This is a genomic window from Enterococcus sp. HMSC076E04 (genome assembly GCF_001814285.1).
GTDB classification, from domain to species: domain Bacteria; phylum Bacillota; class Bacilli; order Lactobacillales; family Enterococcaceae; genus Enterococcus_B; species Enterococcus_B lactis.
Map to the genome: position 1 here is coordinate 75,558 of NZ_KV815597.1, position 19,274 is coordinate 94,831.

Below are 19,274 nucleotides of genomic sequence, written 5' to 3' on the forward strand. Positions count from 1 at the left end.
TTGTTTTATACCGTCTCTGCTAATTTTTCTCTCAGTTTTTCCAACATATCCTTTGTCATTGCATCTAAATCGTATTTTGGTAAAAAGTCCCATTCCTCTTGCGCACAAGAAACATCTAGTGAGTTTGGCCAAGATTCTGCTATCGATTGACGCACAGGATCGACATCGTAATCCATTTTAAAATCTGGTATGATTTTTTGAATAGATGCTTTGATTTCTTCAGCCTCAAAAGACATTGCCGATATATTAAAGGCATTTCGATGAACTAGTCGATTAGGGTCTGCGTTCATGAGCTTTATAATGGCATCGATCGCATCTGGCATATACATCATATCCATTGATGTACCTTGATCAATGAAACTAGTGTACTTTCCTTCTTTGATTGCTGAATAATAAATATCGACTGCGTAATCTGTCGTACCGCCTCCCGGCAAGGTCGCATAAGAAATCAATCCAGGGAAACGGACACCACGAGTATCTACGCCATATTTCACATAATAATAATCACATAGTAGTTCTCCAGCTACCTTCGTTACCCCATACATGGTTGTAGGGCGCTGAAGAGTATCTTGTGGGGTATGATCTTTTGGAGTATTTGGACCAAACGCGCCGATTGAACTTGGCGTAAAAAATTTCAGCTGGAATTCTCTAGCGACTTCCAATGCATTGACCAGCCCAGTCATGTTCAAATCCCAGGCTAACTGTGGTTTTGCTTCCGCAACAGCTGACAAAAGAGCAGCCAAATGGATCAATGTGTCCACTTGATATTGTTCTGCTATGCTGCGCATTTTTTCGTAATCCATTACATCTAGGATCTCAAAGATATCGTTCTTCCCAATGACTTCAGGCATGCGTATATCTGTCGCAATGACATTTTCACTGCCTAGTTCTTGACGTAGCCGTGTGATCAACTCTGAACCAATTTGTCCTAAACATCCTGTCACCAATACTTTTTTCATGATGATCCTCCCTGATCTTTTTTTACTACTATCTTCAGATGATTAACAATATATGCGTGAACATGTTCTCTAATTTTAAATATGCGAAAAAACTAAATTAGTTAAATAATTTCCATTTCTTTTCCTATTTTTTGATAAACCGCCACTGCTTCATCAAGCATTTCCTTTGTATGTTCCGCAGTCGGCATATTTCTGATTCTGCCTGTCCCCAGAGGAACAGTTGGATAAACGATTGGTTTAGCATAAATCCCATGTTCGATCAGTTTCTTAGAGAAAGTCTGAGTCACTTTTTCATCTCCTAAAATAACTGGAGTGATAGGTGTTTCAGACACACCGATGTTATAGCCGACTTTTTTCAATTCTTCTTTAAAATAATTAGCATTTTCCCAAACTTTTTCGACAAGTTCCGGATGTTCTTGCATCAAAGAGATCGAAGCCAACGCAGATGCAGCTGCTCCAGGAGTTAGCGAGGTAGAAAATAGAAATGGCCGGCTTCTGGCTTTCAACCAGTCAATCAGTGTTTTTGAACCAGCTACATAACCCCCAACAACACCTACAGCTTTCGATAACGTACCCATTTGCATATCAATTTTGTCGCTTAATCCAAAATGTTTGACGGTTCCTGCACCTTTTCCAGTTACACCTGAGCCGTGCGCATCATCTACATAGGTGATCAGTCCATATTTTTCGGCGATCGGGATGATTTCCGGCAATCGCGCAATGTCTCCATCCATGGAGAAAACCCCATCTGTGATATACATGATTTTTTTATATTTCTTACTTTCTACGGCTTCCTTCGCTTTATTCTCAAGGTCTTCCATATCTTGATGTTTGACTCGGATGATTGTTGCTCCGGATAAACGGCAGCCATCAATGATAGATGCATGGTTTAATTCATCCGATAAGATAGCATCTTCTTTTGTCATTACTGCAGAGATAGCGCCCATATTACAGTTGAATCCAGATTGAAAGGCGATTGCAGCTTCTGTCCCTTTGAATTCTGCGATTTTTTCTTCTAATTGTTGATGGATCTTCAGCGAGCCATTGATTGTTCGGACTGCACCTGCTCCTACGCCATAAGTTTCAGTTGCTTCAATACATGCTTTTTTCAATTCTTTGCGATTGGCAAACCCGAGGTAATTGTTGGATGCCAGATTGATCATCTTTTTTCCGTCTACAATGATACAAGCACCATTTTCACTTTCTAGTATATCGATCGTGTTGTACAATCCCTTTTCTTTCAGTTGCTCCAATTCTTTCTCCAAATACATCGTTAACTCTTTGGAAGACATGGCCTCCACCTCCATATTCATCTGTCTTGCAGAACATACCAAACATATATCGTGTCATTCATCTACGAAGCAAGTATGCCACACGATTGGTAACGCTTACATTAATTATGAGAGTTATTTAACCATATTTTTTATTTACTGCATCTTTTTACTTTCCAAGAACTTGTATAGTATGAAAAGTTAACTTTTAAATAATAGTGGTATTTTGATTTACCTAGAAAGAAAACACAACAAAACCATTGATGGAAGCTAGCTAGATAAAATCTAGTATATTCTGAATTTTTAAACTATTTCTAGCATAGACCAATAAAAATAAAAAAATAAGCAAAAAGCTTTCATCTTTATTTATCAGCAATTTTTAATCTTATTATCTGATCATTTTTTCACAAAATATTTATATTGAATTTGAAAAAAAGACTGTGATAAATGTCTTATCACAATCCCTTCTTCCGAATAAACGGTGTTCTCCTGCCAACTCCTCGGACACAATCTCCATCATTTTTTGTTATTTTTGATCCAATTATCTGGTGTGAAAGATGGATCGTCAATAGACCACTCTAGAAAAAATTCTTCTAAAAATTCACGCATAAAGCCTTCTCTACGTTTGGCTTCTTTGTATCCGTAATCAGTGTTCATTTTATCAGGCAGCAAAAACAGTTTTTCATAAAAATGATTGATCACTGTCGTGCCTTTTCGGTAATTTTTTTTGTCCTTGAATGTTTGTGGATACAGTTCAGAATCAAAAATCGGGTGTCCATGTCCTCCACCGAAATAAGCAGTTCGCAAAATGCCGATTGCTCCTAACGCTTCGATACGATCAGCATCTTGAACGATCTTTCCTTCCAAAGATAGTTCGACTGCTTCAGAGAGATTTTTAGAAAAGGACATATTTTCGATAATGGCAAAAATCATTGAAATCTGTTCCTCTGTGATTGGCAAAGAGCGAAGAAATACACGAAGCTGTTGCTTTGCTTCGTTCTCATCTTTAACGACTTTATCATCAATCGTATCATGTAGGTAAGCTGCTGCAAGCGTCACAAAACGGTCTGCCTGCGGTTCCGTATCCAAAATTCTTTCTGCTAGCTTGACGACTCTTTTGGTATGGTCGCTTCCATGTCCCGTTTGATCATGTGCTAATTGTTCTATGCTATAATCAGCGATTACTTGTAATTTATCCATCCAGTCCACTTCTTTCTTAAGTAAATAGCTGAAAACATCTAATTGATTAGATGAATTCCAGCTATCTTTATAAATAGGTTTTATCTTACCTGATATACATTGAAATATAGCTCTCTCATGTAATCGATCAGATATTGTGGATTAAGTGGTTCATGCGTTGCATCCATAATCAATTGATTTGGCTTTCTAGATGCACCAAATTGATGGATATGCTCTGACATCCAATTTTTGATTGGAGAGTAATCATCTGACGCTAGAACATTTTCCACATCTATTTCTTGCTGCAAAGAATGAAGTAATTGTGCCGCATACATGTACCCCAATGCATAAGAGGGAAAATAACCAAAGCTTGCACCTGACCAATGAACGTCTTGTAAGATCCCTTCCACATCATTTGTTGGTCGTATTCCCAGATACTCTTCATATTTTTGATTCCATATTTCAGGTAATTCAGCAACATCTACCCCTTCATTGAAAATCATTTTTTCGATTTCATAACGAATGATGATATGGAGAGGGTAAGTCAAACTGTCTGCCTCGATACGAACCAAACTTGATTGTGTATGTTTCAATGAACGATAAAACTTGTCAAAAGGAATATCATCGAATGTTCCTTCTGCACATTCCTGGAAGAAAGGATATTGCTTTTTCCAGAAGCTGCGACTACTTCCCACAATGATCTCATTAAACAACGATTGTGATTCATGAATACCCATTGATGTACCTTGGTAAATTGGTGTATAAGCATATTTATCATCGATGTCTTGTTCATACATTCCATGACCAGCCTCGTGGATCACTCCAAAAACAGCCATTTTGAAATCTGTTTCGTTCCAGCGTGTCGTGATCCGTGCATCATTTGGATTGATTCCAGTCATAAATGGGTGGACAGTGTCATCTAGACGACCACGACTAAAATCATAACCAAGTTGTTCGATCACTTTTACTACAAATCTCTTCTGTTGTTCCTTTGTCATTCTCCGATTTAAGAAGTCTGTTTCAGGTTCCGTCCCTTTTTCTTGGAGCGTACGGCGGATCGTAAGAATTCCTTCTTTGAGTTGATCAAACACCTTATCGAGGATTTCAACAGTCATCCCAGGTTCATATTGGTTCAGCAAAACATCATAATCTGTCTTTTCTTCTTTTTTCCAATAAGGTATCAATTGTTTTGTCAATTCGATATTTTGGTTCAATGCTTCTTGAAAATCAGAAAACTGTTGTGTTTCTCTAGCTTTTTGCCATTGACCATGAGCGGAAGAAACAGCAGCTGTATATTTTCTCATGAGATCTTCCGGTACGCGATGTTCTAAATCATACTCTTCTTTTACTTTGTCAAAAACGGACGTTCCGACTTCCGATAATTCTTCCGGATGTTCAGAAAAATAGCGAATGGCTTCTTTAATTTTTGGACCGATCTTTTTTGAAAAATAAATACTGTAAAGATAGCTATCTACTTCACTCCGGTATGCACTAGCTTTTTCTGGCATACCTGTTTGTGTATCCCAATCGAGGATTCCTAAAGCTTGTTGTAGAAGATTGATTTCTTTTACTTCTTGTAAAAACTCTTTTTCTTTCATTCCCTATTCCTCCAAACATCCAATTAAATGAATCAATTAGTCAGATTATTCGTCTTTCTCTTTTTTTCTAGGCGGACGAGTTCCCCAATACTGGAACAGATCCGTACGCAAAGCACCATTATACAATTTTCTTTTTTTGGTTGCTTTTTGTCCGTAAAATTCCTCAAACGCTAAGTCGCTAGTCAAGATATATTTACTCCATGTTTTTAATGGACGGAATACATCGCCCATTTCTTTATATAATTGTCGAACGGTTTCTTCTTCCCCTAGTCGTTCTCCGTATGGCGGATTAGCAACGATGACCCCATATTCTTTATCTGTCTTGAAGTCCTTCACTGCTTGTTGTTTAAAGACAATCGAAGAGCCTAGTCCGATTTCTTCAGCATTGGCTTTGGCAATTTCAATCATTCGTCCATTGATATCTGAACCAGTAATATCTAATTCAATATCATAATCTGCTTTTTCTTCTGCTGCTGATCGAACCTCTTCCATGATTTCCTGACTGAACCAGTCCCAAGATTCGCAAGCAAACTCGCGATTGAATCCTGGTGCGATATTATGGCCTATTAAGGCTGCTTCAATACAAAGCGTACCTGAACCACATACAGGATCATAAAATGGACGATCTTTCCGCCAATTTGTCAGCATCACAAGTGCTGCTGCCATGTTTTCTTTCAATGGTGCACCGCCTTTTTCTAAGCGATAACCACGTTTGAATAAACTTGGTCCTGTCGTATCCAAAGTTACCATCACATGGTCTTTCAGCAAAGCTACTTCCAATTGGAAATGTGCGCCTGTTTCCGTCAATGGAACAGAAGCTGGACGATGGTAATACGTACGAAGACGTTCAACGATTGCTTTTTTTGTGATCGCCTGACAATCAGGTGTACTATACAGTTTCGACTTAATCGATTTTCCAGCTACAGGGAAAGCTGCATCTAGTGGAAGAAAATCTTCCCAAGGCAATGCTTTTACGTTTTCAAACAATTCATCAAACGTATACGCATCGAATTCCCCAACCACGATTTTTACTCGATCTGCTGTACGTAACCATAAATTAGCTGTAGCGATCGTTTCCATTGTTCCTTCAAATCGTGCACGTCCGTTCTCAACTTGGCATTCGATTCCAAGAACTCTTAATTCTTTACCAACCAGCGCTTCGAGACCGCTTGCCGCAGTTGCGACGAGGTTGAACTTCCTGTTTTTTTCCATACATAATCTCCTTATTTATAAAAAAAGGGGGGTGGGACATCAGTCAGTCCTACCCCACGCTTTTACTCAAACTCCGAATAACCGGTGACACAAAAGCCTATTTTGCAATAAGAACAACATACTTTTGTCACGACCTTATTCCCTGATGTTTGCGGTTTTCTATAAGCCATGTTCTGTACTTTGCTTTTCCAGGGAGAAAAAGCAAAGCGGTAACCATCTATCTGCAGTTGTACTGCCTTTTTGTCTTGTTCTTCTTCCAGACAAAAAGCGCCCCTACCATTGTTTGGGTTGCTCGCTCGAGGGGTTTACCGCGTTCCACCGGATGGGTTTCCCCAGCCGCTTCGTCACTGTGGCACTTTCAAGGATACTTAAGCATAGCCGAAGCCTTAGCTTGTTTTCCTGCCGTTACTCCAAAGAGTACCTTAGCTTATGGTTTCGCTAAGCACGAACACTACAGGCATCACAGCCTGTGCGAGCATGGACTTTCCTCAGCCTGATCAAGTCAGACCGCGATTACCCGAAAACCGCAAATTCATTAGTCAAAAATTAAAATTGACGTGTTTTTTCATTATCATCTAAGCTTGTATCTGCATTTGTGTAGTTATTTGGATTAGGTTGTGCTGGTTTGACTGCACTTGCTTGTTGATCAAGCTTTTTACCGAATACTTCACGTTCAAGGTTTGACAAGCGTTTTAAGATATCGAAATTGGTTACTGCTGCGCTCTTCGGTGCTTCTGTTTGCTGCACACGTGTTTGAGCTGCTCCTTGAGTTTTAGATAATTGAGCTACTTTTGCACTCAATCGATCGTTTTCTTCTTGTAAAGCAAGGAGTTCTTTGCTGTAAGTTTCATAATCTTTGATGATATTGTCTAAGAATTCATCAACTTCAACGGGATCATAGCCGCGCATTTTTGTTTTGAATTCTTGTTGTAAAATGTCTTTAGGACTATAAACCAAATTCGCCATATTTACACCTCTAGTTTTCATTTACGTAATAACATTTCTACCTTTTTCATTGTATAGGAAAAAAGTTGATAAATCAAACACAATATCGATTATTCACTAAAATTTTGAAGATCGTCCATACTGATCAGCCGAATTTCGTAGGGATGATCTGCTTGGTAATTCTGTGCATCTTCAAAAAAATACTTCGTTTTCCCAGGGAATTCTTCATCATAGATCAGCAGACAGCCTACTGTATGTTCAAGTATAAAACGAGTATGATTCTTTAGCTGACTAGGTGATTGGTAGGGTTGATGGCTAACAGCTTCGACATAATCTGCTAATTGTTCTGCTAATTGTTTCTTCTCTTGGTTCCCTTCATTCCAGTTATTACCAAAATCAGCAAAAGGATACAAAATACCAAGGGAAAGTTCCGGATATTCTTCTTTCAATTCCGCTACTGTTTGCACGGTCCATAGTTCAACGCCCAAATTCCCACTGACAAGTATCCATTCCACCCCTTCTTCTGCTAATTGACGGAGTTCCCTTTTTAAAACATTTTTAACAACTTGTATTTTAGGGTCATTTTCTTTAAAAACACCGAGTTCGAAACTTCGATACCCAGACACATAGATTACTTTTGACTTATCCATCTCAGATTCCTTTTCTTTCTATCTGCTTTTTTGCTATAATGTGGCCTAGGAGTGTGATTAAAGATGGTATTGCGCTATCCAAACGGCCAACCTTATTATAAGAATGCCTCTCCCGTCGAAAAAATTCAAGAAAAAAGAAAACAAATCACCGAATTCGGCAATCGGGGGATGCGCTTTGAAGAAGCAATCAATGAAAGTAATGAGTATTATCTTTCCCGCGGGTTGGCAGTTATCCATAAAAAGCCTACCCCTATCCAAATCGTGAAAGTAGACTATCCTAAGAGAAGCGCTGCTGTAATCAAAGAAGCCTACTTTACCCAAGCCTCAACCACAGACTATAATGGCGTCTATCGAGGCTTTTACTTGGACTTTGAAGCAAAAGAAACCAAGAACAAAACATCGTTTCCCTTTAAAAACTTCCATGCCCATCAAATCGAACACATGAAAGCATGCCTCGAACAAAAAGGAGTCTGCTTTGTCTTATTATGGTTTTCGACATTGAAACGCTGTTTTTATTTGAATAGTGTTCATTTGATTGCTTACTGGGATGCCCAAAAGGAAAAAGGACGCAAATCACTGCCTTTATCATTGATCGAAGAACTAGGAATAGAGATCAAAACTGGTATTTCTCCGCGGATTCCTTATTTGGACGCGGTTGATTTCTATTTATCAACATTATCTATTGAAGGAGAAAGCAAGAATGGCAAATGAACAAACTAGAAGCTCTAGACGACAGAAACAGCCTACTCCTAAAAAGAGTGTGAAGAAGAATTCGGGCAAAGGTTCTGGGAAGACTTCTGGACCACATAAAAAAGGATTGTTTATCAAAATCCTTTTAGGCATCCTCTCGTTTTTCTGTATCCTCTTTTTAGCAGGTGTAGGACTGTTCTGGTATTACGCAAAAGATGCGCCCGAATTGACAGATAAAAAATTGGACGCTACCGTATCTTCCAAATTATATACACAAGATGGCGAATTATTCGAAGATCTAGGTGCGGAAAAGCGAGAAAAGATTTCTGCAAATGAATTACCGAAAACATTGGAAGATGCGATCGTGTCAGTAGAGGATCGGCGTTTTTATAAACATATCGGGGTTGACCCTATTCGGATCATCGGTTCTGCCCTTTCTAATTTCACCTCTGGCGGTCTACAAGGCGGAAGTACTTTGACACAACAATTGATCAAACTGTCCTTCTTCTCTACCAGCGCCGAGGATCAGACTCTGAAACGGAAGGCTCAAGAAGCGTGGATGGCTGTAAGATTGGAACAGAAAAAATCGAAACAAGAAATTTTGACCTACTACGTAAATAAAGTGTACATGTCAAATGGTTTGTACGGGATGGAGACAGCTTCTGAGATGTACTTTGGTAAGAAACTATCAGAACTTTCTTTACCACAAACAGCATTGCTTGCTGGAATGCCTCAAGCCCCTTCTGCCTATGATCCTTATGTTTATCCCGATCAGGCGAAAAAAAGGCGAGATACTGTTTTGTATACGATGCTTCAAAACGAAAAAATCTCTCAAACAGAATATGATCAAGCTGTCAATGTACCGGTAATGGATGGTTTGCAAGAGCTGACTCAATCTGATGACAACACTAAGATCGTCGATAATTATGTCAAAGAAGTCATCAATGAAGTACAAGAAAAAACAGATAAGAATGTCTACACAGACGGTTTAGAGATCTATACGAATTTGGATCTGGATGCTCAAAAGAAACTATATGATATCGTCAATACGGATCAGTATGTCTCTTATCCAGACGACGAGATGCAAGTTGCCTCCACGCTTATCGACACAAATACCGGGAAAGTCAAAGCCCAGATTGGCGGGCGTCACATCGCAGAAGACGTGACTTTAGGCAACAACTTAGCAGTGAATACTTCCCGTGATTTTGGTTCTACGATGAAACCTGTCACAGATTACGGACCAGCTTTTGAATATTTGAAATATTCTACTGGAAAAACTATCACTGACGCACCGTATAACTATGAAGGCACTTCTACTCCTGTAGGAAACTGGGATAATCAATATATGGGCACCATTACTTTACGCCAAGCACTTTACTTATCCCGTAATGTTCCAGCAGTCAAATTATTCAATGAAGTCGGTTCAGATAAAGTGGCTTCTTTCTTAAAAAATCTTGGGATCGAATACAGTACGATCCATCAATCGAATGCGATCTCTAGTAATACGGAAGAACAAGATGGGACAAAATACGGAGCTTCTTCCTTAAAAATGGCAGCAGCCTATGCGGCTTTCGCCAATGGAGGAACCTATTACAAACCTCAATATGTTAATAAAATCGTCTTCCAAGACGGTACAGAAGAAACTTATGAACCAGATGGAAAAACAGCCATGTCTCCAGAAACAGCTTATATGATCACGGATATTTTAAAAGATACAATCACTGAAGGTACTGGTACGAATGCGCAAATCGCTGGGTTATATCAAGCCGGTAAGACCGGAACATCAAATTATACAGATGACGAGTATGCGAAACTTGGTATTTCTTCCGGTGTATATCCAGATATCCTATTTGCGGGCTATACACCAAATTATTCGATTTCCGTGTGGACAGGTTACAACAAGAAAATGACACCTGTCACTTCAGAATCGTCACACGTGGCCTCTGATGTTTATCGCGAGCTTATGCAGTATGTTTCAGCTAACGTGACAAATACAGACTGGGAGATGCCAAGTGGCTTGATACGTGTGGGCGGTGAACTGTACTATAAGGATCAATATACAGTGAGATCAAATACAGTTGCGCCATCAACAACTATTCCTTCTTCCAGCTATGTCCAGACTCCTGGAAGTTCAACAACAGAGACGACGACTCAAACTAGCTCTACTAGTCAAAGTGAATCAACCGCTGAGTCCTCAACAGAAAGCACGACAGCAGAGACAAGCGAGCCAGCGTCATCAACAACGGTTCCTTCTTCTTCATCTGAAGAAAGCTCGACGCCGTCTTCATCTGCTCCTCCTGCTTCTTCCAGTGAACCAGCAACTAGCGAAGCGGATGCTGCAAATGACCATACACCATCCAGTAGCACCTCAGCTTCTGGAAACAGATAGATAAAAGAAACCACGTCTACAGGCGTGGTTTCTTTTTTAGCGCCTTTTCTTTTAGGCGCATCCGATTTTTCCCATCTTGACATATTGATAGCAAAGGACACACCTCACACTTAGGATTTTTTGCTGTACAATGATATCTACCGAAAAAAATCAGTGTATGATGTGTCTTTACCCATAATTCTTGCGGCACTTTCCGCATCAGTGTTTCTTCTACTTCCATGACCGAGGCATCTAGTTTGCAGATCCTCAGTCGTTTTGAAACACGCTCAACATGGGTGTCTACTGCGATTGCTGGTATCCCGAATGCATCTCCTAATACGACATTTGCCGTTTTTCTGCCCACGCCAGGAAGAGACATCAATTCTTCTCTTGTCGTTGGTACTTGTCCGTCGAAACGTTCAATCAGCTGCTGTGCACACGCTTTGATATTTTTTGCTTTGTTACGATACAAACCAATCGTTTTTATTTTGAGGATGATTTCATCGATTGGAGCATCTGCTAATGCATCAGGTGTTGGGAAGGAGGCAAACAAATCTGGCGTTGCTTTATTTACTGATACATCTGTCGCTTGGGCACTTAAGATCACTGCAATCAATAACTCAAATGGATTATTGTGTTTCAGTTCTCCGTGTGCTTCTGGGAACATTTCATACATCGTTTCTAGAGCTTCCATTGTCTTTTGTTTGCTTAACATATCCTGCTACTCCTCCAACCAATTTTTCAGCGAAACTTTTGGCAATTCTTCTTGTTGAGTCGGCTGCTCTACTTTTCTTTGAAGAAGTTGCTGTTTCCTTCGTTTTTGGTCTTCTTCTACTTGCTGTTTTGTACGTAGATTTTTTCTTTCCCACGATAGCAAAATGCGGTCAACATAATTAAAACTATAAGCCTGATTCAATACGGCTTCCCGTAGTGCTAGCTTCAAAATTTCCGGCTGATAATGGTCTTCTTCTAGCCATTGACCAATCCGCTGGAACTCGATCGAAGAAAGCGGGCGTCCAAATTCTTGTTCAAATAATTGATACACTGACTGGATTTCTTTTTCTTGTGTTTTTTCTTCGTATTTTTTTTCTTGTGTTTTTAAATACTCACCTAATTGATCATAAATAGGGTAAAGATTATATCGATCTGCTTTTTTACCGTTGACAATCGTCGTTTCTATCTTGATAAATCCATTTGTTACGAGACGATCCAGTATTTGAAAAATCTGATCTTGTTTGATTCCCATATCCATAGCAATCATCTGCAAATCAGGGAAAGTATCTCCTTCAAGCTGTGCCATGTGCAACTGTAGAACAAATAAAAATTCTTCAGATTGCAGACCGATCCTATGATAATTTTTAAGTAAAAGATTAGATATGACTGTTTGTCCAGCGCTTAAGTAATTTTCTAAATTCAACATGATTTCTCCTCCGCTCAATCACAGTATACGTAAAAAAAACATGGGAAGCAAGAACAGGTTTCTTTTCTATTGCTTCACTGATCGGTCAGATTTATAGTGTCGTCTACTTGATTTTTGTTTGTTTATGTTTTTGATGCGCATCTTCACTTTTCGGAATAAATAAATTAAGTAGATTTTGCTATTCCTTATAATGTTGACAAGGAAACAAACTTACTATACACTATTTTTGTTTCCAAGTTAACATTATTTCATAAAGGAGTTTTTTAAATGTTCAGTTTCACAAATAAACATTCTAAAGTTTTTGGATATATTTCTGTCTTATTCACTGGATTAGGATTTACTATCGTCAGTCCTGTACTTCCTTTTTTAGCGCTGCCTTATTCCCACTCCGCACATCAGCAAGCTTTCTATATCACTTTGCTCATGTCTGTTTATGCTCTAGCTGCCTTCTTATCTGCCCCCATTCTCGGTAGCTTAAGTGATCATTTTGGGCGTCGTCCGATCCTTATTATCAGTTTATTAGGATCAAGTATTGGATATTTGATTTTTGGTTTAGGAAATTCGATATGGATGTTGTTCCTTGGTCGTATCATTGAAGGATTGACAGCAGGAGAAATCTCCACCTTATACGCTTACTTTGCCGACATCACGGAACCTAATGAAAGAACCAAAGTTTTTGGATGGATGGGTGCTTTAGTCGGTATAGGAACAACGCTTGGTCCTATTATAGGTGGTCTATTAGCTGAGTTGGGGAATTCTGTTCCTATATTTATTGGAGCACTCTTTACTTTCTTAAATGCCGTTTATGGCTACACATTTATGCAAGAAAGCCTTCCAATGAAAAAACATTCAGTAGATTTAAGTTTTTCCCATGTAAGACCTTTTCACCAATTAAAACAATTATTCAAGATTTCATCCGTTATTCCTTTATTGACAGCCGGTTTTGCTGTTTGGTTAGCGGCTGGCTCTCTTCAATCTATCTTTTCTCAATTTTCGATTGACACCTTTCAGTGGAAAGCGGGGTTGGTTGGTTTAAGCTTCTCTTTGATTGGAATCTTGGATATTGTCTCGCAATTGTTCATTATGCCTCGATTGCTCAAAAAAATTTCAGAACAGCAGATCACAAGAATAGGAATGTACAGTGAAATCCTCGCCTATTTATTCATCACATTATCTGGAATTCTTCTACTGCCGATTTTGTTTTTATTTGGGATTATCTGTTATGGTTTTGGCGATTCTATTTTTACTCCTGTATTCAATGGCCAACTATCCAATTCTGTCTCAGAAAACCAGCAAGGTCTTGTAATGGGCGGTACCCAAAGCATACAATCTCTATCGCGCGTCATCGGCCCGCTAATCGCAGGACAGCTTTATCCCGTAGCACCATTTCTTCCGACGATATTCGGGTTTTTGCTTATGATTTTTGCCTATTATTATTACAATATAAAACATTAGTTTCATTTGCTACTTCGTATAAATTCTCTGTATCGACCGATAAAACGAAATACTGTGTCAAATTCTTCTTTTGACATATTTTCAAATACAGCAGCATCTCGCTGGACCCATTTTTGATGGAGCTGCTCGTGTCTATTCCTTATTTTTTGTCCGATTGGCGTCAATTGAAAATAGATTTCTTTTTTATTCTCTTCGCTTTGATAAGTGTTTATGATCCCTCTGACTATCAGCTTTTTTGTTAACTTACTGATGGCTCCTCTAGTCATATAACTAGCATTCGCTAATTTTGTCACGTTAGGATCAGGGATTTTCCCGATATGTTCAATCACTTCTAGTTCATTTAGCGTAAATCCTGCAAATTCTTTTTCCATTTCTGGTTTATTACGATGAATAATCTCATTAGCTAAATCCAGATATTCTTCTATTAGCAGCTGTCTTTTATCCATTTCTACACCTTCTTTTTCTTTCATTATATTATTTTTTTGTTTCCTAAACAACAAAGTTAAAAGGATTTTGTAGTAAAAAAGAGAATGAAATCAAGAAAAAAGGGGTTTGACAAAAATGTCATAACCCTTTTTTCCGAATAAACGGTGTTTAAACATCATCTTCTGTTTCTAGTTCATACGGCTGTCCTTCATATGTGTACTCCGTATTCAATGTGCCGTCATTTTCATCTGAGTAGATGCGCCGACTGAAAGGAAAACGATGAGAAGCATTATCTTTCGCATCTTCTGCTGGCATCGTATAATATTCCTCTTGTGTTTCATTCAATTGAGAGAGCACTTGCTCCGCCAACTCATCTATATTGATCGTCGACTCTTTCGCAACATTTTTATAATCTTCTAAAAATGCATCTTGTTGGACAAAATATTCTTTATTCATCTTCTTTCTCACCTTTCTTTTCAAGTTCAAGTAAAACTGCTTGTTCTTTTATGTAACAGCTTTATCTTTGTTGCTTATTGTGACAAAAAATGCGAAGAAAGACAACTAATTGTACTTTTCACAAAAAGACAGAGGGTCGTGACAAAAAACGCGTCACAACCCTTTTTCCAAAATAAACGGTAATCAGTCAAAACTAAACAGCTCTTTCATAACCGCTCCCGTCTGTCTTTCTTTATTGTGCTGTTTCGATTTCGCCTAGCGCTGCTTGTGCAAGTAGGTTCAAGTAATTCCAAGGACGGTCAAAATGTGGTTGGAAGAAGAAGTCTGAAAGAGCAAGATCTTCTACAGTCATTTTATTTTGAACAGCTAAAGACATAGTATTTGCTGATTGCGTAATGTCGTATTTAGACATGAACTGAGCACCAACGATACGATTTGTGCCTTTTTCATAAACTAACTCCATCATTACTTTTTCGGTAGTCGGCATGAACTCTGGACGATAATTATCTTCAAATACCGTTGCTTGGACTTCTAGATCGTTCAATGTTGCGCTTTCTTTAGTTACTCCTGTCGAGCCAATCGTCCAGCCAAATAGATAAAGTCCTGAAGTTCCTTGAGTCCCACGATACGCCATTTTATGCTCTGTCAAGTTATTTCCTACAAGCAAGCCTTGGCGCACGGCATTTGTTGCCAGAGGAATATAGTTTTGTGTACCACTTGGATTGTAGTTGACTACTGCTGAATCTCCAGCGGCAAAAATGTCTGGATCACTTGTTTGCATGTATTCATTTACTTTGATTGCCCCGTTCGGCAGTGTCTCTACTTTTCCTTCGATCAGTTTTGTATTTGGACGGAAGCCCACACATAAAATGACCATATCTGTATCAAATGTATCTGTTGGTGTAGCTACTTGTTTCACTTTTCCTTCTTCATCTGTGATGAATTCAGTGACATTTTCACCTAGTGCAAGAGTGACACCGCGGTCTGTCAATTCTTTTTCTAGGATATCTGTGAATGGTTTATCTAGATATTTATTCAAGATGCGGTCTAACCCATCAATCAATGTTACTTGTTTTCCAGATTCGACAAAAGCTTCGACTAATTCAATACCGATATACCCACCACCAACGATTACTACACGTTTCGCTTCTTTCGCTTGTGCAATGATTTCATTTGCTTGGTTGTAGTTTTTGCAGAGGAGTACATTTTTTGCATCAATTCCACTAATCGGTGGGATGATAGGCCATGAACCAGTTGTCATTACTAATTTATCATAAGAAACCGTTTCTGTTTCTCCTGTTTTCAGATCTTTTGCCGTCACTGTTTTGTTTTCTGTATCGACGTCTGTTACATCGTGTTCCATTTTAACTGTTGCTCCTAATGAAGATAATTCTTCAGGGTTTGAGTAGAACAAGCCTGCTGGGTCTTTTACTACTCCGCCGACATAAAGTGCGATACCGCAAGATAAGAAAGAAATATTGTCATTTCTTTCATATACTGTCACTTCTGCTTCTGGATGATTTTTTAAAATACTTTTTACAGCTGCAGTACCTGCATGAGTACAGCCAATTACTACTACTTTCATTTATGGTCCCTCCGATTAACATTTTGTCCTTCGACAAAATTACTATAACAGAAATAAAACGGATACAACAGTTTAATGCTTGTGAATTCACAAAGGTTTATTTGTAGTTTTACTCATTTACAATCATAGAAATCCATTGTTAGCAAGATTCTTATTGTGATAATATTCACTTTAACATTTGTCCTTGTGAATAAAAGACAAAAAAATAAAAAAAAGCTAGCGTTTTTTTACGCAGCCAGCTTTTTTAGGTGTAACACTTGTAGAAACTGTTTTTACATTTGTGCCTTTTTTGCTGATTCTTTACAGTCTGGACAAAGTCCATACAATTCCAGCCGATGTTCGTTAATCTCAAAATCAGTCAGCCTACTCGCAGCCATTTCTATATCTTCTAACCCTGGGTAATGAAAATCAACGATCTTACCACAGTTTTCGCAAATCACATGATAGTGACGCTTTGAGCTGAAATCAAAACGGCTAGAAGCATCGCCGTACTTCATTTCTTGAACAAATCCAATCGAAGTAAACAGACGAAGATTGTTGTAAACGGTCGCAACACTCATGTTTGGGAAACGATGTTCAAGTGCTTTATAAATCTCATCAGCTGTTGGATGGGAATGATGTTCAATCAAATATTCTAAAACCGCGTACCGTTGAGGTGTGATTCGAATGTTCTCTTTTTTTAACTTTTCGATAACCTCTTCGACTAACTTATTTTCCATGTAAACACCCCACGTTGTTATTCTCGTCTTATCATACTATTTTTACATTTTAAAATCCACTTAACATGAAAAGAAAATTCAATTTTATTGTATTTTAATGAAAAAAAGACGTAAAACAGTCATGTTCACCATTCTACGTCTCTATTCAACTAACTCTTTTCTTATCATAGATTTTTGTATTTTCTTTTCATCTGTAAAAGCCTTCCACATAAACCTATTTATAGAGAAACAAGTTTACTTACATTTCTTGGTAAAGGGCTGTAGATAAATAACGTTCACCATTGTCGGGAACGACTGCTAATACCTTTTTGCCTTTCCCTAGTTCTTTTGCGACTTTTAATGCGGCAGCAATTGCAGCGCCAGATGAGATACCAACTAAAATTCCTTCTTTTCGTCCGACTTCTCTAGCTGTTTCCATCGCTTCGTCTCCAGTCACGGAAAGGACTTTATCATATACAGAGGTATCCAGTGTTTTAGGAACAAAGCCTGTACCGATCCCTTGGATTTTGTGAGGACCTGCTTCTTTTCCTTCTAAAATGGCAGATTCTGCCGGTTCTACCCCTACTAATTCGATCTTTGGATACACACGTTTTAATTCTCGGCCAGCGCCAGTGATTGTCCCGCCTGTCCCGATACCTGCGACAAAAGCGTCCAATCCATTTACTCCAAAGGCTTGATGAATCTCTGGACCAGTCGTTTTTTCATGTACAAGAGGATTTGCTTCATTTTCAAATTGTAATGGTAAAAAGTAGCCATTTTCTTTTGCCAAACGTTCTGCTTCTCTAATGGATCCAGAAATACCATCCACACCAGGCGTCAGAATCAACTCTGCGCCGTATCCTTTCATCAATAAACGTCTTTCGATACTCATCGTCTCAGGCATCACGATAATGACTTTATATCCTTTCGCGACTCCTACCATCGACAATCCGATTCCTGTATTTCCGGAGGTAGGTTCAATGATGGTATCTCCTGGTTTCAGTAATCCATCATGTTCCGCTTTTTCTATCATACTTAGAGCAATCCGGTCCTTTACACTTCCTCCTGGATTAAAAAACTCAAGTTTCACAAATACATCTGCTGAATCTTCTGGTACGATTTTATTTAATTTGACGATTGGTGTTTTACCAATCAATTCGGTGACTGAGTTATAGATAGCTGTCATCTTCAATTCCTCCTTGTCTTTGCTCTTCCCTACTTATCATAATACAATCTGTTCATTTCTGGCGAGTGATTCGTCTTTGACTAGCAAAAAAAAGACAAAGATATACCAGATATGGTAGTTTCTTTGCCTTTTTATCTAAATCACACGTTTAGTTCTTGTCCGACTAATAAAGAATAACTGGACATGGACATGCCGTTTTTCGCCATTAGATCATCAACAGACATGCCAAATTTTTGTGCAATATCCCATAGCGTATCTCCTGATACAACTGTATATGTTTGACTACTATTTGTATCCGCACCTGTTGTCGAAGATGATGATGACGTTGAAGTCGTCGTAGTAGTTGTTGTTGTTGTACTTGTAGTTGTTGTGGTCGCCGAACCAGTTGATGGTGTATCAAAACGGGTTAAATTATAAGTATTAATCAATGAGTTCAATTTGGTTCCATAATCTGGATCGGTAGCGTAACGACCTGTCAAGTACGCTGTTGCATCATAAAAACTTGTTGTATTGCTTTTCCATACACCAGCATAATGATAATCGCCTGTTGAAAAACTGGTTGAACGAAGAACATTTGCATGGTCTTGGAAGGATTCCCAATAAGAAGAATATTTTCGGAATGGTTCATTCATCGTTACCCATTGTCCGTTTACATATTCTTTGGTTGCCATATAAACGACCTGTCCGTTATAGCTTCCTTTTACACCGAACAAATTATAATTGGGCGCACTAGCTAATCCGGAAGTACCATATGCACTTTCCAACAACGCTTGAGCGATCATGACTGAAGCATACAAGTCATTACTTGCAGCAACTTCTGATGCAGACCAGCCGATTTGATCGATAAACGCTTGAGGATCAGCGACTGTTTGAGATCCTTGTTCATCTGCATGAACACTTTGCGGTACCGCTGTAACCATCATCGGCCCAACTAAAAGACTCGTTCCAATTAAAGGAGCAATCGCTTTTTTATTGATCACCATGTTTCTTTTAGGTCTATGGTGTCGGGCACTGCGGGTCTTCAGCTCTTGCATTCAAATTCCTCCTCAAAATAAAAAAACTTAATAAAAAGTTCTCTTCTTAAAACAAACTTAATTAATTAAATTATACTTTTAATTCTCAAGAAACACAAACTAATCCGAAGAATTCTTTGTTTTGTCATTTAAATGTAATATA

18 protein-coding genes and 1 other RNA gene are annotated in these 19,274 nt (G+C 38.6%); 3 read left to right on the plus strand and 16 right to left on the minus strand.

The window, feature by feature from the left end; genetic code table 11:
* Positions 1–5: 5 nt before the first annotated feature.
* From HMPREF2961_RS07055 to HMPREF2961_RS07090, 8 genes are all read right to left on the minus strand, one after another.
* Entirely contained in the window at positions 6–959 is a 954-nt protein-coding gene (locus HMPREF2961_RS07055) for an L-threonine 3-dehydrogenase (RefSeq protein WP_024636293.1), read from the minus strand.
* Positions 960–1,060: 101 nt separating this feature from the next.
* Complete coding sequence (locus HMPREF2961_RS07060) at positions 1,061–2,251, minus strand: glycine C-acetyltransferase (RefSeq protein ID WP_002315081.1); 1,191 nt, start codon at positions 2,249–2,251, stop codon at positions 1,061–1,063.
* Between the two features lie 495 nt (positions 2,252–2,746).
* On the minus strand, positions 2,747–3,430 hold the full coding sequence (locus HMPREF2961_RS07065) for an HD domain-containing protein (RefSeq protein WP_024635165.1): 684 nt from the start codon (positions 3,428–3,430) through the stop codon (positions 2,747–2,749).
* Between the two features lie 80 nt (positions 3,431–3,510).
* Positions 3,511–5,007 carry a carboxypeptidase M32 gene (locus tag HMPREF2961_RS07070; protein WP_002315083.1) on the minus strand — a complete coding sequence of 499 codons (1,497 nt, stop codon included), beginning with the start codon at positions 5,005–5,007 and terminating at the stop codon, positions 3,511–3,513.
* A 45-nt stretch (positions 5,008–5,052) separates the two neighbouring features.
* A complete protein-coding gene (locus HMPREF2961_RS07075) occupies positions 5,053–6,219 on the minus strand; it encodes a THUMP domain-containing class I SAM-dependent RNA methyltransferase (RefSeq protein WP_070704416.1) in 1,167 nt (388 codons plus the stop codon).
* A 157-nt stretch (positions 6,220–6,376) separates the two neighbouring features.
* Positions 6,377–6,744: RNase P RNA component class B (rnpB, locus tag HMPREF2961_RS07080), an RNA gene on the minus strand.
* Between the two features lie 21 nt (positions 6,745–6,765).
* Positions 6,766–7,185, minus strand: coding sequence for a cell division regulator GpsB (gpsB, locus tag HMPREF2961_RS07085; protein ID WP_002295835.1), 420 nt, complete (start codon positions 7,183–7,185; stop codon positions 6,766–6,768).
* Positions 7,186–7,274: 89 nt separating this feature from the next.
* Entirely contained in the window at positions 7,275–7,814 is a 540-nt protein-coding gene (locus HMPREF2961_RS07090) for an SLOG family protein (RefSeq protein WP_002315085.1), read from the minus strand.
* A gap of 63 nt (positions 7,815–7,877) precedes the next feature.
* Between HMPREF2961_RS07090 and recU the strand changes: the two genes are divergently transcribed.
* Complete coding sequence (gene recU / locus HMPREF2961_RS07095) at positions 7,878–8,525, plus strand: Holliday junction resolvase RecU (protein ID WP_002309362.1); 648 nt, start codon at positions 7,878–7,880, stop codon at positions 8,523–8,525.
* A complete protein-coding gene (locus tag HMPREF2961_RS07100) occupies positions 8,515–10,893 on the plus strand; it encodes a PBP1A family penicillin-binding protein (protein ID WP_002315086.1) in 2,379 nt (792 codons plus the stop codon). Before recU ends, HMPREF2961_RS07100 begins: the two co-directional genes overlap by 11 nt.
* A gap of 16 nt (positions 10,894–10,909) precedes the next feature.
* Here the strand turns inward: HMPREF2961_RS07100 and nth are convergent, their stop codons facing one another.
* Positions 10,910–11,587, minus strand: a complete 678-nt coding sequence (gene nth, locus HMPREF2961_RS07105; protein ID WP_002315087.1) for an endonuclease III — start codon at positions 11,585–11,587, stop codon at positions 10,910–10,912.
* 6 nt (positions 11,588–11,593) lie between these two features.
* On the minus strand, positions 11,594–12,292 hold the full coding sequence (locus HMPREF2961_RS07110) for a DnaD domain-containing protein (RefSeq protein ID WP_024636290.1): 699 nt from the start codon (positions 12,290–12,292) through the stop codon (positions 11,594–11,596).
* Positions 12,293–12,559: 267 nt separating this feature from the next.
* Here HMPREF2961_RS07110 and HMPREF2961_RS07115 point away from each other — a divergent pair, with 267 nt between their 5' ends.
* Positions 12,560–13,747, plus strand: coding sequence for an MFS transporter (locus HMPREF2961_RS07115; protein ID WP_070704419.1), 1,188 nt, complete (start codon positions 12,560–12,562; stop codon positions 13,745–13,747).
* A 2-nt stretch (positions 13,748–13,749) separates the two neighbouring features.
* On the opposite strand, the gene HMPREF2961_RS07120 is transcribed toward HMPREF2961_RS07115, so the two are convergent.
* From HMPREF2961_RS07120 to HMPREF2961_RS07145, 6 genes are all read right to left on the minus strand, one after another.
* On the minus strand, positions 13,750–14,193 hold the full coding sequence (locus HMPREF2961_RS07120) for a MarR family winged helix-turn-helix transcriptional regulator (protein ID WP_024636288.1): 444 nt from the start codon (positions 14,191–14,193) through the stop codon (positions 13,750–13,752).
* Positions 14,194–14,341: 148 nt separating this feature from the next.
* Complete coding sequence (locus tag HMPREF2961_RS07125) at positions 14,342–14,629, minus strand: DUF5960 family protein (RefSeq protein WP_002309371.1); 288 nt, start codon at positions 14,627–14,629, stop codon at positions 14,342–14,344.
* Positions 14,630–14,861: 232 nt separating this feature from the next.
* Complete coding sequence (locus HMPREF2961_RS07130; RefSeq protein WP_002309372.1) at positions 14,862–16,214, minus strand: NADH oxidase; 1,353 nt, start codon at positions 16,212–16,214, stop codon at positions 14,862–14,864.
* 272 nt (positions 16,215–16,486) lie between these two features.
* A complete protein-coding gene (locus HMPREF2961_RS07135) occupies positions 16,487–16,933 on the minus strand; it encodes a Fur family transcriptional regulator (protein ID WP_002289542.1) in 447 nt (148 codons plus the stop codon).
* 238 nt (positions 16,934–17,171) lie between these two features.
* Entirely contained in the window at positions 17,172–18,098 is a 927-nt protein-coding gene (cysK, locus tag HMPREF2961_RS07140; protein ID WP_002315091.1) for a cysteine synthase A, read from the minus strand.
* A 140-nt stretch (positions 18,099–18,238) separates the two neighbouring features.
* Positions 18,239–19,132: a glucosaminidase domain-containing protein gene (locus HMPREF2961_RS07145; RefSeq protein ID WP_002315092.1), complete on the minus strand. Its 894-nt coding sequence runs from the start codon at positions 19,130–19,132 to the stop codon at positions 18,239–18,241.
* Positions 19,133–19,274: the final 142 nt, after the last annotated feature.